Origin of the sequence: Aliiroseovarius crassostreae, from assembly GCF_001307765.1 — a bacterium.
GTDB lineage: Bacteria > Pseudomonadota > Alphaproteobacteria > Rhodobacterales > Rhodobacteraceae > Aliiroseovarius > Aliiroseovarius crassostreae.
Genome location: NZ_LKBA01000011.1, coordinates 19,106 through 32,559, shown reverse-complemented (window position 1 = coordinate 32,559; position 13,454 = coordinate 19,106). Strand labels below are relative to the sequence as shown.

Sequence of the window (13,454 nt, the reverse complement as noted above, 5' to 3'; positions counted from 1 at the left end):
CGGGTTGATCATTCGACCATTTACCGCTGGGTGCAACGATATGCCCCGGACATGGAACGGCGGATGCGCTGGCAGTGGCGGCGGCCGATGTCGGATAGCTGGCGCGTTGACGAGACGTATATCAAGGTGCGCGGCAAGTGGACATATCTGTACCGGGCGGTCGATAAGCTGGGCAACACGATCGACTTTTATTTGTCCTCGACACGCAATGCCAAAGCCGCCAAATGCTTTCTGGGCAAGGCTATTCGTGCCTGCAAAGGTTGGGAAAAACCGTCCAAAATCAACACCGACAAGGCTGGATGCTACACCCAGGCGATCCGCGAATTGAAGAAAGAGGGCAAGTGCCCAAAGGACGTCGAACACCGCCAGGTCAAGTATCTGAACAACGTCATCGAGGCCGATCACGGTAAGCTCAAGCAGCTGATCAAGCCGGTCCGGGGCTTCAAAACGATGAAAACCGCCTACGCCACGATCAAGGGATTTGAAGTGATGCGCGCATTGCGAAAAGGCCAGGGCCGCGCCTTCAACCTGACCCGCGATCCCATCGGCGAAAAACGCATGATCGAACGCGCCTTCGGTGTCGGACCATGTGTTATGTCAGAGACCATGACCTGGCTCGAACAGCAACTCGCAGCCTGACTCCGTCCAGCGAGAGGGTCATTGCGGCTCAATAAAATGTTTGCAACAGAGCCATATCGAAACACTCATGTCCAATTTGCCCGCGCATTGCAAAATCATCACCGCAATTGATGGCCACCCTGCCACCCTGTCCTGGCTTGGGTCGGTCGCCGGACACCAGACCATCCCGATGGGGGTCGAGCATTTCGGTCAGACCGGCACGATTGGCGATCTTTACCGCCATCACGGTATTGATGCCGCTGCCATCGTGGAAAAGGTGAATGGGCTGACGGCGGGAAAATACGTAAAGCCCGCCTGATAAATCCTATCGACAAAAAACAAAAAGGCGCAGGATCCCGGACCCTGCGCCTTTTCCCTGTCTCAGGTGAACGTCGAAACGCTTTAATGCGATTTCTCGGTTGATACGTGATCAGATGGCGTTGCCACAACTTCCCCCTCCAGAGGCATGTCCGGTGTGGTTTCATCGGGTTCAGAGGCAGCCTCGCTCACCCTCTCCACCTCGACCGGCGCATCTTCACCGACAATCAATGGCATCATGTCCGCACCGCCGGACATCTGCCCTTCGGTTTCAGGCGCCTTGCTCCAGGACAACGTGTCAAACCCGCCGCAATTGCCACAGACCGGTGCCCAGTCAGCATGGATGTGATTGCATTTGTCACACACCCATTGCGGGCCGCGCGGCGCGGTCAGCGCACGGGCCAGAAGGGCGCGCACGGTCTTGTCTTCGGCCCCTTCCCCACGCTCAATTGCGGCCAGAAGGGTCAGCACCCGCTGCGTGGGCTCGCTCTCTGACAGATTGCCCAGCGCCTTGCGCGCAGCGACATAGTCACCGGCGGCCAGGTTCAACTCGGCCACCAGCATCCGTGTTTCCGCATCTCCCTCACGATGTTTGGTCAGGGAGCGGAACCGGTTCAGTCGGGCTTGCGGGCTTTCATCCGGCTCAATCTCGGCAAAGGCGGCGGCAATATCCGGGTGGGGCTGTGCGATCCAGGCTTTTGTCAGCACACGGGTGGCATAACGCGGCTTGCCCTGTTCGACATAGGTTCGTGCCGCCATGACCGCCGCAGGCACAAGATCCGGCGACAGGCGGTTGGCCTCAATCGCAGCCTCACGGGCCTCGACGCTTTTGCCCTCAGCCAACACGTCTTTTGCCTCGGACAGGGCCAGCACAGCGTCCCGTCGCTTATGCACGTCGCGCGGCAGGTTTCCGGTTTTCAGCTTTGTGGTCAGGGTTTTGCGTGCACCGCTCCAATCGCCCTCAGCCGCCTGCATCCCCAACAGCGCATCCTGCGTGCCCACGTGACGCGGCTTCAGCGCCAGCGCCTTTTCAGCAAGCCGCATGGCGGTGGCCGTGTCACCTTCTTCAAGCTTCTGCTTCATCAAACCGCGCACACCGACAAACTTGGTGCGCTCATCCGTCAGCAGTTTTTTGTAAACCTGGGTGGCTTTGCGCTTGTCCCCGGCCATTTCCGCCGCCTGTGCGGTAAGAAGGTTGGTCAGTTCCGGTCGGCGCAGATATTTTTCGGCCCGGTTGGCCTTTGCCATCGCGGTGGCACTTTCGCCAGAGGCAAGCGCCATCATGCCATCTGCCAGCGCCTCATAGCCTTTCTTTTCGCGGGACCGATCAAAGTAGCGCGAAATCGCGGTTTCATCGCCATTCAGGAACCGCAGCACGGCGCGTAGCAATCCGAAAAGCACAATCACCAGCCAGACCACGACAATCAGCACGCCAAACAGGATCACCGCCTGCAACGGACCAAGGTTGAGCTCAACCCCGGCGACGGCGACCTGAATGCCGCCATCAAGTTCCAGCAACGCCCCTGCCCCAAGGGTCAGGCCTGCAATCGCCACGACGAAAAGGATAATCTTGAAAAGAGACCAAAGCATCGGCGTGTCCTTACTTGCTGTTCACGAGCTGGGCGAGCGCATCACCGGCAGTGAGCGCATCCTTGCGGGTGGTGGCGGCGGCGATCCAATCGCCAAGGGCGGATTGCCCGGCCTCGGGCATGGTCGCAAGTTCGGCAAGCGCCGCTTCGAGCTGACCAGTTTTCAACGCCGCTTCGGCCCGTGACAGAATCGCGTCAGGGTCTGCCCCCTCTTTTGGCGATAGCGACCGGGTGCCCAGTTGAAGGCGGAAGAATGCAGAGACCCGATCCATCTCACCGGCGGCGACAGCCGACCGGATCGAAGCATCAAGTGCGGCACGGGCGGCCTCGGGGAAGGCGGATTGCAACGCCACCAGCGTTGGCACGCCTTTTTCCGCCACCTTCGACAGCGCCACTGGCGCCTCAATCCCGGCCTGCTGGCTTAGATCAAACAGCGCATCACCAAAGGGGCGGCCAGTATCCAGCGCCGCCAGCACCCGCGCAAGCGCGGCCCGCGCGCCCGCTGCCTTGGCGGCTTCGGCGGCGTTTTGTTCCAGCGTTTTTGCATCCGCTCTGGCATCGGTGATTTTTGCCAGCTCCGCATCCAGCATCTGCCGCATCTGCTGAAGTTCCCGCTCATACGCGGTGGCGGCGGCTGCTGCGGCTTCCATTCCGGATCCCTGTGGCAGTTTTTCAACCGTGTGAAGGCGATTTTCGAGCTCTGAAAGTTGGCTATTCATCGCTTCCAGTTGCGTGCGAAGCTGGGCGAATTCGCCCGAGATCTCTCCCCGCGCCACATCAAGGCTGTTATCCGCCTGAAGAGAGGCCAGGGTCTCTGCCTGTTGGCGGCTTGCCACTTCCAGTGCCTCAAGCCGCTGTCCCTGCGTCGCCAGGGCGGTGGCCAGCGGATCTTCGACAGGTCCCATTACAAACGGCCACTGATCCGGGTAGCGCGCTGCGCCGAACCCGATCACGGCCGCAATCGCTCCTCCGAACAGCAAGGGCAGGACGGTGCTGGAGCGGCTCGGAGCGGCAACAGGTGTCTTTTGCTGATCCGAGGGCTGCTGATCCGAGGACGCCTTGGGCTTCTCCGCTGCAGATTTCTCATCCTTTTCAGCGGTCGCCTGCGGCGTGTTTTTGGCAGGGGAGGTGGCCGAGGGTTTGGCAATGGGTTTGGACTGAGCGGTATCCTTTGCCTCATCCGGTTTCGGTTCCATCCGCTCCCCCGCAGCCTTTTCGCCGACCGGCTTTTCAGCATCATCGCTTTTCAAAGATGCTTCCTTGCTGGATGTGGTGGATTTGGCCTGGGGCTTTGTCGGAGTTTTCGACGGGTTGGCGGGGGTTCCAGCCGCCCCCTTGGTTGCTTTGGCACTGGCTTTGGTCTGGGCTTTGGAAGGACCCGATGGAGTTGTTTTTTCAGGAGTAGCAGATGATTTGACCGTTTCCGCAGCTTTCTCTTCAATCACAACGGCATCTGCGACGGATTTCTTTACTGTCTTGCCCGCTTTGGCATCCGTCGCCTTGGACGCGCCTTTCGCAGGTTTACGGGAATTGGCCAATGTCTGAACCTCTCGAATCTCACATTTCAAATGAAGCAGGATCGCGCTTCATCAGATTAGCCCGCGCCCACCGGACCCTCAAGCAACCTTACTGCCAAGCATAGGGCAATCAAGTGTTACGCAGGGATGCGACAATCCTGCTCACCATCTCTGCCTGTGTCGGAGCGGGGCAAATATCAATCAGGTCACGGGCATTCCGGGCCTCCTGCCAGGCCTTTGCAACCGCATCACTCATGGCGATCACCGTCACCCCGGGTCGGCCCTTGGGTATTTCTTTTGCAACCAAGCGCGCTGAACGGGGGGAAAAAAGGGGAAGGATCACCCGGCGCTCCCCTCCAATCAGATCCAGAGCGGGTTTGGAAAGGGGGCGGTGCACCTGATCATAAACCACCCGCTCTTCACATCCGAAATGCGCTGCCAGATCGGTTGAGACATGCGCACCGCGCAGGTAAACCATTGGATATTCTGGATTTAAATCTTTCCGCATCAAGCTATCGGCATCTGGAGCGATACAGTCCACACGCGCCCCGGACGCCGCAGCAACACGGGCGGTGCGCGACCCGACACAATAGGTCCGTTTACCCGAGAGATCCCCGCGCACGCCATGAACTGACGTCAGCAGGACCGAGGCGTATCGGGACAGATCCGGCCAAGGCCCCACCGGCACAATCTCCAGAACCGGTGACAGCACCGCCGGGACCGCCCCCCCAAACGCGGTTTCACACTCGGCCAAAACCCGCGTATTGCCCGGTTCAGGACGTGTCAGCAGCAAAACGGGAAGGTCGAAGCAGTCTGGCGACATGGTGGGCCTGTTGTCTCCTCTTTGATAGGGTGTTACCCCGACACCAGATTTATCGCAACTCTGCCTGCCAAAAGCCTGTGCAAACGGAAAGATGCCGTGATGACAAAACCGCTGACACTTCTCGGGTTGGAAAGCTCTTGCGATGACACGGCCGCCGCCGTGGTCCGACATGTTCCCGGCGCTTTGCCCGAAATTCTGGCCTCTGTCGTGGCGGGGCAGACCGAGCTTCATGCGGATTTCGGTGGGGTTGTGCCAGAGATTGCTGCGCGGGCGCATACCGAAAAACTCGATCTGTGCGTGGAAGACGCCCTGAGGCAAGCCGGGATGAGCCTGGCAGATATGGATGCCATTGCGGTGACCGCCGGACCCGGTCTGATTGGGGGCGTTCTGGCGGGTGTGATGTGTGCAAAAGGTCTGGCAGCCGGATCAGGCCTGCCACTGGTCGGCGTGAACCACCTTGCCGGGCACGCGTTGACCCCACGCCTGACCGACCAGGTGCAATTTCCCTATCTGATGCTGTTGGTCTCCGGCGGGCATTGCCAGTTTCTGATCGTCAAAGGCCCGGAAGAATTCACCCGTTTCGGCGGCACAATCGACGACGCCCCGGGCGAGGCTTTTGACAAGACCGCCAAACTGCTGGCCCTGCCACAGCCGGGCGGACCTTCGGTCGAACGCGAAGCACAGACTGGGGACGAAAAACGCTTTCGTTTCCCGCGCCCGCTTCTGGATCGACCGGGATGTGATATGAGCTTTTCCGGCCTCAAAACCGCGCTTTTGCGCGAACGTGACCGGCTGGTGGCCGAATGTGGCGGTTTGCGTCGCACTGATCGCACCGATCTTTGTGCCGGGTTTCAGGCGGCGGTACGGGACGTGCTGGTTGAGAAGTCGCGTCGGGCCATGGAAGAATATATGACCCTGTCCCCCCACACGCCCACTCTTGCCGTCGCGGGGGGCGTTGCCGCAAACAAGACCCTACGCGCCGGGTTAGAGACTGTTTGCGATGCATTTGGCGCAACATTCCTTGCCCCCCCACTGGCACTTTGCACCGACAATGCGGCAATGATCGCCTGGGCAGGCCTCGAACGGTTTCGCTCCGGTCAAAGCGACGGCATGACCCTGTCCGCCCGTCCCCGATGGCCGCTTGACCGCTCGGCCCCGGCCATGCTGGGATCAGGCAAGAAAGGAGCAAAGGCATGAGCATCTCTGTTCTTGGCGCGGGGGCCTTTGGCACCGCACTTGCCATATCCCTGGCCAACGAAAACCAGCCCGTCACATTATGGGCGCGCGATCCCGCCGACATGCAACAGGCCCGCGAGAACAAACGCCGTTTGCCGGGGGTGCAATTTCCCGCGCGACTGACGGCCACGGCTGACCTGAACAGGGCCACAGAAGCAAAGATCCTTCTGCTGGCGGTTCCGATGCAAAAACTGTCCGCGTTCCTGCAGGACAATGGGGCGCGCCTGTCCGGCAAGACCCTTGTGGCCTGCTGCAAGGGGATTGATCTAGCAACCGGGCTGGGACCGGCTGAGGTGATCCGCAAGCACATCCCCGATGCCCAGCCAGCCATCCTGTCCGGCCCCAGTTTCGCGGTGGATATTGCCGGGGGGCTGCCCACTGCGCTGACACTTGCAACGGAGAATGGCAAAACGCTGCAACAGGCGCTTTCGACACGCAACTTACGCATCTATCGGTCCTCTGACCTGATCGGTGTCGAAATCGGCGGCGCGCTGAAAAATGTCGTGGCGATTGCCTGTGGGATTGCAATTGGTGCGGGCCTTGGTGAAAGCGCGCGCGCGGCCCTGATGACCCGAGGCTATGCCGAAATGCAACGGTTTGCCGTGGCCCAGGGGTCGCTGCCCGAGACGCTGGCGGGGCTGTCCGGATTTGGCGATCTGGCCCTCACCTGCGCTTCAGAGAAGTCACGTAATTTTGCGTTTGGCTTTGCGCTTGGGCGGGCAGAAACCCTTCCGGAAGGCACAACGGTCGAAGGAAAGGCAACCGCCAAGGCGGTGGCGGCCCTGGCACGTGATCAGGGGATCGACATGCCGATCGCTGAGATGATCGTCGCGGTTCTGGACAAACATTTAACAATCAAAGAGGCGGTTGAGGCCCTTTTGGCCCGCCCCCTGAAGGAGGAATAAATCATGCTGGTGGCAGTCATTTGCACAGACAAGGAAGGCGCAATTGAAACGCGAAAAGCCAATCGCGACGCCCATGTGGCCTATCTGAAAGAAACCGGCGCGGTTCAGGCCGGTCCGTTTCTGAATGGCGAGGGCATGATGTATGGCTCTCTGATCATCCTCGATGTCGAAGATATGGACGCCGCCCGGGACTGGGCCGCAAATGACCCCTATGCCAAGGCCGGCCTGTTTTCCGATGTCCGGCTGGAACAGTGGAACAAGGTGATCTGATGCAATACTGGCTGTTCAAATCCGAGGTCTCGACCTGGAGTTGGGACCAGCAGCTTGCCAAGGGGGACGCGGGCGAAGAATGGGATGGTGTGCGCAATTACCAGGCACGCAACCACATGCGGACCATGAAGATCGGGGATCTCGGGTTCTTTTACCATTCGCAGAAAGACAAGGTGATTGTCGGGATTGTTGAAGTCTGCGCCGAGGCTCATCCCGACAGCTCAACGGATGATCCGCGCTGGGAATGTGTGGACATCAAAGCGGTGCGCACCCTGCCCAGGCCCGTCTCACTGGCGATGTGCAAGGAAGATCCGCGCCTGTCTGACATGGTGCTGGTCAAAAACACCCGCCTGTCGGTCCAGCCCGTGACACCCGAGGAATGGGCCATCGTGCTGGAACTTGCCGGAGAGACCCCCTGAGGCCATACTTCCTTTCACGACGCAAACAGGAAGGAAATGCAAATGGGAAGTCTATCCGTTCTGGTGGCGGCCGTGGCGACCTATGCTTTCGGTGCCCTGTGGTATATGGCCCTGGCCAAACCCTGGGTGAGCGCATCCGGTGTGGCGATTGGTGAAGATGGCCGCCCGTTGAATGCAAAAGACCCCAAACCCTACATCATCGCCTTTGTCATGCGCTGCTAAAGCGTTTCGAGATTAACTTGAGACACAATAATAAGGCGAAACACTTTAGTCGCAGGCATGATGCGCCACGTCTTTACGATGGCGGGCATTGAGGGGGCGGGCAAGGGTCTGGTGACAGGTCTTGGGCTGGGGCTGTTCATGGCTGCCCTATGGATCGTGAACAATGTGATGTTCTCGGATCGATCAAAGGCACTGATCTGGCTTGATGGCGGATATGCTGCGGGTGGATGCGCTGTCGCGGGCTTTGTCCTCGGCATATTCTGAGGGCTGTTCTGCCCCACCAAAACAAAAAAACCGGCCTCCGCCGGTCTATAAAAAAGGAGAGGGACCGCGACCCGTCGGACCCTCTCCTTCCACCCCACGTGCTCCCTCAGCACCACACGTGTTCAAAAATCTAAGAGGTCCGACCGTCCTGGTCTTCGTGTATCATCTAGCGGGAAACGGGCAAGAACATCAAGGAAATAACCCGCTCAAAACAAATCAAAATCAATACGTTACAGGAAGGTATTGTTAACTTCTGGCCACAAAAAAGCGCGACCCTGCCAACAAGGTCGCGCTTCAGAATGTTTCCGCTGGGGAAGTGGCGATCAGTTGTATACCGACTCTTTGCCGAAATGCTTGACCAGCATGTAATAAACCACGGCGCGGTACTTGTTACGCTCGGAACGCCCATAGGTGTCAATCACCGCATTGATGGCATCCATCAGCTGCGGACCATCGGCCAGGCCCAGCTTTTTGATCAGGAAGTTGTTCTTGACGGTTTCCAACTCGCTTTCCTGCGTGGCAGCCACGGTTGATGCATCGTCATTGTAGATGGCCGGCCCACACCCGATTGTTACTTTGGTCAGCAGGTCCATATCCGGCGTCAGGCCGCATTTTGCCTTCAGGTCTTCTGCATATTTGGCAATCAGGTCGTCTCTCTTACCCATAATGGCGCTCCTAATAGTTGTTAAAAAGCTTAGCCTCGTCGCCCAAACCTTATGCGGAAAAAACGACAACACAAAGGAAAACATTGCTTGACAGTTCCCCCTATGAATTGGCGCGAATTTCAGTCAGGTTTCCCCAAGCCAGTTATTTCAAGGAGGAAAACATGGGCCTGTGGAGTTTTGTGAAGGGCGCAGGTAAAGCGCTGTTCGGGGATGACGAAACGTCAACCGAGGAAACCCTGACCAAGGAAGTGGCTGATCTGGGCATCGACACATCCGGTCTCGACATCAAACTTGATGGCGAAAAAGTCACTGTATCCGGCGGTGAATCCCTGAGCGCGGAAGACCGCGAAAAAGTCATTCTGGCGGTCGGAAACGTCGAAGGCGTGGCCGAAGTGGAAGCGGAGCTTGAGAACGAGCCGGTGTTCCACACGGTCGAAAAAGGGGACACGCTTTGGGCGATTGCCGAGAAGACCCTTGGCAATGGCGCACATTATCAAAAGATCTTCGAAGCCAACCGTCCGATGCTGTCGCATCCTGACAAGATCTATCCGGGCCAAAATCTGCGTATCCCGCAGTAATTTGCCCTCTGGATTCGAAACGCGCGACCGGCCCGCCCGGTCGCACTTTTTATTTGTCCGGTAATAAAATTACTTCACACATTCATATGTCGCAATTTTTGCCTTGAGCCTCACGCCGTTTCCCTGTCTGATCAGCGCGAATGACCGCAAATACAGAATTCTGACAGGAGATGCTTGCGCATGGGTTATCTGAAATCCACCCCGACCCGCGATGGTTACTTTGGCGAATACGGGGGGGCCATGTTGCCGCCGCCGCTTGAGCCGCATTTCAAGGAAATCCGCGAAGCTTATGACCGCATTTCCAAGTCCGCCGACTTTGTCGCCGAACTTCGCCATATCCGTAAACATTTTCAGGGGCGCCCGACGCCGGTGTCCTACCTGAAAAACCTGTCCGACATGTGTGGCGGCGCGCGCATTTATGCCAAGCGCGAAGACCTGAACCACACCGGCGCGCACAAGCTCAACCACTGCATGGGCGAAGGGCTGCTGGCCAAATTCATGGGCAAAACCAAACTTATGGCCGAAACCGGTGCAGGTCAGCACGGCGTGGCACTCGCCACCGCAGCGGCCTATTTCGGCCTGGAATGCGAAATCCACATGGGTGAGATTGATATCGAGAAAGAAGCCCCCAACGTGACCCGCATGAAGCTCTTGGGCGCCAACGTGGTGCCGGTGGGCTTTGGCGGGCGTTCTCTGAAAGAGGCCGTGGACAGCTGTTTCAACGCCTATGTGCCGCAAGCTGATACCGCCCTCTTCGCCATCGGCTCCGTGGTTGGCCCGCACCCCTTCCCCCTGATCGTACGCGATTTCCAGCATGTGGTTGGCATTGAAGCGCGCGAACAATTCCTCGAACTGACGGGCGACCTGCCCGACATGGTTGGCGCCTGCGTCGGTGGCGGCTCCAATGCGATGGGTATTTTCTCGGGCTTCATCGACGACGAAGACGTGGCACTTTACGGCGTGGAGCCGATGGGCACCTCGTCGAAACTGGGCGAACATGCCGCTACCATCACCTATGGCGAAGACGGCGACATTCACGGTTTCCGCACCATGGTGCTGAAGGATGAAAACGGCGAGCCCGCCCCGGTGCACACCGTGGCCTCGGGTCTGGATTACCCCGGCGTCGGCCCAGAGCACGCACACCTCTACCGCACCGGCAAGGCCAACTACACCGCCGCTGACGATAAGGAAGCACTGAACGCCTTCTACGCCCTGTCGCGCCACGAAGGTATCATTCCCGCCCTGGAAAGCGCCCATGCCGTGGCCTTTGCCATGCGCGAAGCCCCCAAGAACCCGGGGAAATCCATCCTGATCAACCTGTCGGGTCGCGGCGACAAGGACATTGATTATGTCACCGAAACCTTCGGCTTTGGCGATAATCGGTAAAGCCCCGGCTCATCCCTTTTTTCTTGCTGAAAAATACCTTGGGGTGAGCCTCAAAGAGGCGAGGGGCAAAGCCCCTCACATAAACCCAAAAAGCAAAGCGCCGCCCCTTGGGGCGGCGCTTTTCCGTTCTAAAACGGCGACGTGATCAATAGCGGTAGTGTTCCGGCTTGAACGGGCCGTCGACGGTGACGCCGATATAATCCGCTTGTTCTTTCGACAGTTTCGACAGCTTCACACCGATCCGGTCGAGGTGCAGCTTGGCCACTTTCTCGTCCAGATGCTTGGGCAGGATGTAGACATCATTGTTATACTCATCGCCTTTGGTCCACAGCTCGATCTGCGCCAGAACCTGGTTGGTGAAGGATGCCGACATCACGAAGGACGGGTGGCCGGTGGCATTGCCGAGGTTCAGCAGACGACCTTCGGACAGCAGGATAATGCGGTTGCCCGAAGGCATCTCGATCATATCCACCTGGTCCTTGATATTGGTCCATTTGTGGTTCTTCAGCGCGGCCACCTGAATTTCGTTATCGAAATGGCCGATATTGCCGACAATGGCCATGTCCTTCATCGCACGCATATGCTCGATGCGGATGATGTCCTTGTTGCCGGTGGTGGTGATGAACACATCAGCCGAGGACACGGCGTCTTCCAGCTCAATAACTTCAAACCCATCCATCGCCGCCTGAAGCGCACAGATCGGGTCTATCTCTGTCACTTTCACACGGGCGCCGGCGCCGCGCAGCGATGCGGCAGAGCCTTTGCCAACATCACCGTAACCACAGACAACGGCCACTTTGCCGGCCATCATTGTGTCGGTGGCCCGGCGGATCCCGTCGACCAGCGATTCCTTACAGCCATATTTGTTGTCGAATTTCGACTTGGTGACCGAGTCGTTCACGTTGATCGCCGGGAAGGGCAGCTGGCCCTGTTTCACCAGATCATACAGGCGGTGAACCCCGGTTGTGGTCTCTTCCGACACGCCTTTGATTGCATCGCGGGTTTTGGTGAACCAGCCCGGGCTTTCCTTCATGCGTTTGGCAATCTGCTTGTGGATCACCTCTTCCTCTTCCGACCCGGGCACACCCAGATCCTCACCGGCTTCGGCACGTGCCCCCAACAGGACATAAAGGGTGGCGTCGCCACCATCATCAAGGATCATGTTCGGCCCTTCGGGGAACATGAACGAGCGATCCAGGTAATCCCAATGCTCTTCCAGCGACTGGCCTTTGATTGCAAAGACCGGCGTGCCACCAGCGGCGATTGCGGCCGCAGCGTGGTCCTGGGTCGAGAAGATGTTGCACGACGCCCAGCGCACATCCGCCCCCAGCGCCACCAGTGTTTCAATCAGAACCGCTGTCTGAATGGTCATGTGGAGCGACCCAACGATGCGGGCCCCCGCCAGAGGCTTTGCCTCGCCATACTCTTCACGCAGTGCCATCAGGCCTGGCATTTCGGTTTCGGCAATATCGAGTTCCTTGCGGCCGAACTCTGCCAGCTTGATGTCTTTTACAATATAATCCTGGGTCACGGGCTATCTCCGGTAACAGTGTTTGGGTCGGCCTACCAACTTATCAGCCAAGTGGCAACAAAACACCGGCACTTCCGGCGTTCACATTGACACAACGCGGTGAAAATGGGATGGCGTCGCTACCTCTATTTCATAAATGTGAGCTAAAAATGACCGAGATCACGGCCAATCGCGCGGCAAATCATCGTCACACAATCCTGATGTGCTGTGACGACAATTACTTTCCCTTTGCCACATTGCTCGCAAGCCAGATCGCAAAAGCCTATCCCGAGCGCAATTTCGACATCTGCATTCTATACATCGGCACCTTTCCCGAACACCCGATCATCAAGCAGCTGGATCTGCGCCTTGTGCAGTTCCCGATCCCCGAGGCCTGGCAGGGGTTGGCAACATCCAAAAAAATCACTTTAGCATCTTACCTGCGTATTGCGGGTCCTCGGGCATTGGCGGACGACTATGACCGCATCTTGTATCTCGATAGCGATATCTACTATGCAAAAGGTGATATTCAGGCATTGTTGTCAGCCGATATAGGAGATTATCCAGTAGCTGCGGTAAGAGACAGTTTCCAACATCGCAACTTGCAGAAACCTATGCGCGAGTTCAAGGCTGCGGGCCTCGCACCTACTCGATATCTAAACGCTGGTGTTTTGTTGATTGATACTCTGCGATACGTTTCTCAAGACATTGACACAACAGCATTCAAATTCGCGGCAACAGAAAATGAAGACCTCCGGTTCAAACATGACCAAAGTGCGCTGAACCTCGCCCTTTACAACAACTGGGCCGAGCTTTCGCCGGTCTGGAACTGGCCCTGCATTCACCGCACCTACTTCCTGACCCATTTCCTGGACCCCTGCTTTTTCCACTTCCTCAGCAGGCGCAAACCATGGAAAGACAAGACAGGCCTGTATTCCAAGGAACATGTGCGTATTGTCCATGAGCATCTGAGCACGCATTTCCCGGACCTGGCCAAGGCGATGCCTGCCCGCCCAAAACCGGAAACAGCCCTTGGCAAATGGTTGTGGATCTTCATCCGGCAGGTGTGGGACCTGCGGCGCATCGCCCCTTATTTCAACCGCTTCGACGGGGATTTCGACATCAAAAAATAAC

At 57.9% G+C, this 13,454-nt stretch carries 15 protein-coding genes and 1 pseudogene; 11 read left to right on the top strand and 5 right to left on the bottom strand.

From position 1 onward, the window contains the following. A partial coding sequence (locus AKJ29_RS12120; RefSeq protein WP_055191203.1) for an IS6 family transposase occupies window positions 1-639 on the top strand: 639 nt, incomplete at its 5' end. A gap of 46 nt (window positions 640-685) precedes the next feature. Continuing rightward, window positions 686-937: pseudogene (locus tag AKJ29_RS12115) on the top strand (transketolase); the annotation flags it as partial. Window positions 938-1,020: 83 nt separating this feature from the next. On the opposite strand, the gene AKJ29_RS12110 reads toward AKJ29_RS12115, so the two are convergent. The 3 genes from AKJ29_RS12110 to AKJ29_RS12100 all read right to left on the bottom strand — a co-directional run bounded on the left by AKJ29_RS12110 (window position 1,021) and on the right by AKJ29_RS12100 (window position 4,865). Beyond that, on the bottom strand, window positions 1,021-2,526 hold the full coding sequence (locus tag AKJ29_RS12110; RefSeq protein ID WP_055191262.1) for a heme biosynthesis protein HemY: 1,506 nt from the start codon (window positions 2,524-2,526) through the stop codon (window positions 1,021-1,023). Window positions 2,527-2,536: 10 nt separating this feature from the next. Continuing rightward, a complete protein-coding gene (locus tag AKJ29_RS12105; RefSeq protein ID WP_055191261.1) occupies window positions 2,537-4,063 on the bottom strand; it encodes a COG4223 family protein in 1,527 nt (508 codons plus the stop codon). A gap of 109 nt (window positions 4,064-4,172) precedes the next feature. Continuing rightward, entirely contained in the window at window positions 4,173-4,865 is a 693-nt protein-coding gene (locus tag AKJ29_RS12100) for a uroporphyrinogen-III synthase (RefSeq protein ID WP_055191259.1), read from the bottom strand. A 99-nt stretch (window positions 4,866-4,964) separates the two neighbouring features. On the opposite strand from AKJ29_RS12100, the gene tsaD reads away from it, so the two are divergent. From tsaD to AKJ29_RS12070, 6 genes are read left to right on the top strand one after another with little or no spacing between them, the layout of a single operon-like run. After that, window positions 4,965-6,062: a tRNA (adenosine(37)-N6)-threonylcarbamoyltransferase complex transferase subunit TsaD gene (gene tsaD, locus AKJ29_RS12095; RefSeq protein WP_055191257.1), complete on the top strand. Its 1,098-nt coding sequence runs from the start codon at window positions 4,965-4,967 to the stop codon at window positions 6,060-6,062. Next, window positions 6,059-7,006 (top strand): NAD(P)H-dependent glycerol-3-phosphate dehydrogenase, encoded by a 948-nt coding sequence (locus AKJ29_RS12090; protein ID WP_055191255.1) that lies wholly within the window; start codon window positions 6,059-6,061, stop codon window positions 7,004-7,006. The genes tsaD and AKJ29_RS12090 overlap by 4 nt, the downstream gene beginning before the upstream one ends. Window positions 7,007-7,009: 3 nt before the next feature. After that, the gene (locus AKJ29_RS12085) at window positions 7,010-7,276 is read left to right on the top strand and encodes a YciI family protein (protein WP_055191253.1); all 267 of its coding nucleotides are present in this window, start codon (window positions 7,010-7,012) and stop codon (window positions 7,274-7,276) included. Further along, window positions 7,276-7,695: an EVE domain-containing protein gene (locus AKJ29_RS12080; protein ID WP_055191251.1), complete on the top strand. Its 420-nt coding sequence runs from the start codon at window positions 7,276-7,278 to the stop codon at window positions 7,693-7,695. Before AKJ29_RS12085 ends, AKJ29_RS12080 begins: the two co-directional genes overlap by 1 nt. A 42-nt stretch (window positions 7,696-7,737) precedes the next feature. Then, a complete protein-coding gene (locus tag AKJ29_RS12075; RefSeq protein ID WP_055191249.1) occupies window positions 7,738-7,917 on the top strand; it encodes a DUF1761 family protein in 180 nt (59 codons plus the stop codon). 27 nt (window positions 7,918-7,944) lie between these two features. Next, window positions 7,945-8,181 carry a DUF1761 family protein gene (locus tag AKJ29_RS12070; protein WP_409360029.1) on the top strand — a complete coding sequence of 79 codons (237 nt, stop codon included), beginning with the start codon at window positions 7,945-7,947 and terminating at the stop codon, window positions 8,179-8,181. A gap of 323 nt (window positions 8,182-8,504) precedes the next feature. Here the strand turns inward: AKJ29_RS12070 and AKJ29_RS12065 are convergent, their stop codons facing one another. Then, window positions 8,505-8,846, bottom strand: a complete 342-nt coding sequence (locus AKJ29_RS12065; RefSeq protein WP_055191245.1) for a DUF2853 family protein — start codon at window positions 8,844-8,846, stop codon at window positions 8,505-8,507. A gap of 161 nt (window positions 8,847-9,007) precedes the next feature. Between AKJ29_RS12065 and lysM the strand changes: the two genes are divergently transcribed. After that, window positions 9,008-9,424: a peptidoglycan-binding protein LysM gene (gene lysM / locus AKJ29_RS12060; RefSeq protein WP_055191266.1), complete on the top strand. Its 417-nt coding sequence runs from the start codon at window positions 9,008-9,010 to the stop codon at window positions 9,422-9,424. Between the two features lie 180 nt (window positions 9,425-9,604). Further along, entirely contained in the window at window positions 9,605-10,810 is a 1,206-nt protein-coding gene (gene trpB / locus AKJ29_RS12055) for a tryptophan synthase subunit beta (RefSeq protein WP_055191243.1), read from the top strand. A gap of 145 nt (window positions 10,811-10,955) precedes the next feature. Here trpB and ahcY read toward each other — a convergent pair whose 3' ends face one another. Next, the gene (gene ahcY / locus AKJ29_RS12050; RefSeq protein WP_055191241.1) at window positions 10,956-12,341 is read right to left on the bottom strand and encodes an adenosylhomocysteinase; all 1,386 of its coding nucleotides are present in this window, start codon (window positions 12,339-12,341) and stop codon (window positions 10,956-10,958) included. Between the two features lie 149 nt (window positions 12,342-12,490). On the opposite strand from ahcY, the gene AKJ29_RS12045 reads away from it, so the two are divergent. Further along, the gene (locus AKJ29_RS12045; RefSeq protein ID WP_055191239.1) at window positions 12,491-13,453 is read left to right on the top strand and encodes a glycosyltransferase family 8 protein; all 963 of its coding nucleotides are present in this window, start codon (window positions 12,491-12,493) and stop codon (window positions 13,451-13,453) included. Window position 13,454 lies beyond the last annotated feature (1 nt).

Excerpts from the sequence above, each read along its gene's own strand:
- trpB (WP_055191243.1), top strand. The coding sequence starts at position 9,605 with ATGGGTTATCTGAAATCCACCCCGACCCGCGATGGTTACTTTGGCGAA.
- AKJ29_RS12090 (WP_055191255.1), top strand. The coding sequence starts at position 6,059 with ATGAGCATCTCTGTTCTTGGCGCGGGGGCCTTTGGCACCGCACTTGCC.
- AKJ29_RS12065 (WP_055191245.1), bottom strand. The coding sequence starts at position 8,846 with ATGGGTAAGAGAGACGACCTGATTGCCAAATATGCAGAAGACCTGAAG.
- AKJ29_RS12110 (WP_055191262.1), bottom strand. The coding sequence starts at position 2,526 with ATGCTTTGGTCTCTTTTCAAGATTATCCTTTTCGTCGTGGCGATTGCA.
- AKJ29_RS12085 (WP_055191253.1), top strand. The coding sequence starts at position 7,010 with ATGCTGGTGGCAGTCATTTGCACAGACAAGGAAGGCGCAATTGAAACG.
- lysM (WP_055191266.1), top strand. The coding sequence starts at position 9,008 with ATGGGCCTGTGGAGTTTTGTGAAGGGCGCAGGTAAAGCGCTGTTCGGG.
- tsaD (WP_055191257.1), top strand. The coding sequence starts at position 4,965 with ATGACAAAACCGCTGACACTTCTCGGGTTGGAAAGCTCTTGCGATGAC.
- AKJ29_RS12100 (WP_055191259.1), bottom strand. The coding sequence starts at position 4,865 with ATGTCGCCAGACTGCTTCGACCTTCCCGTTTTGCTGCTGACACGTCCT.
- AKJ29_RS12045 (WP_055191239.1), top strand. The coding sequence starts at position 12,491 with ATGACCGAGATCACGGCCAATCGCGCGGCAAATCATCGTCACACAATC.
- AKJ29_RS12075 (WP_055191249.1), top strand. The coding sequence starts at position 7,738 with ATGGGAAGTCTATCCGTTCTGGTGGCGGCCGTGGCGACCTATGCTTTC.
- AKJ29_RS12080 (WP_055191251.1), top strand. The coding sequence starts at position 7,276 with ATGCAATACTGGCTGTTCAAATCCGAGGTCTCGACCTGGAGTTGGGAC.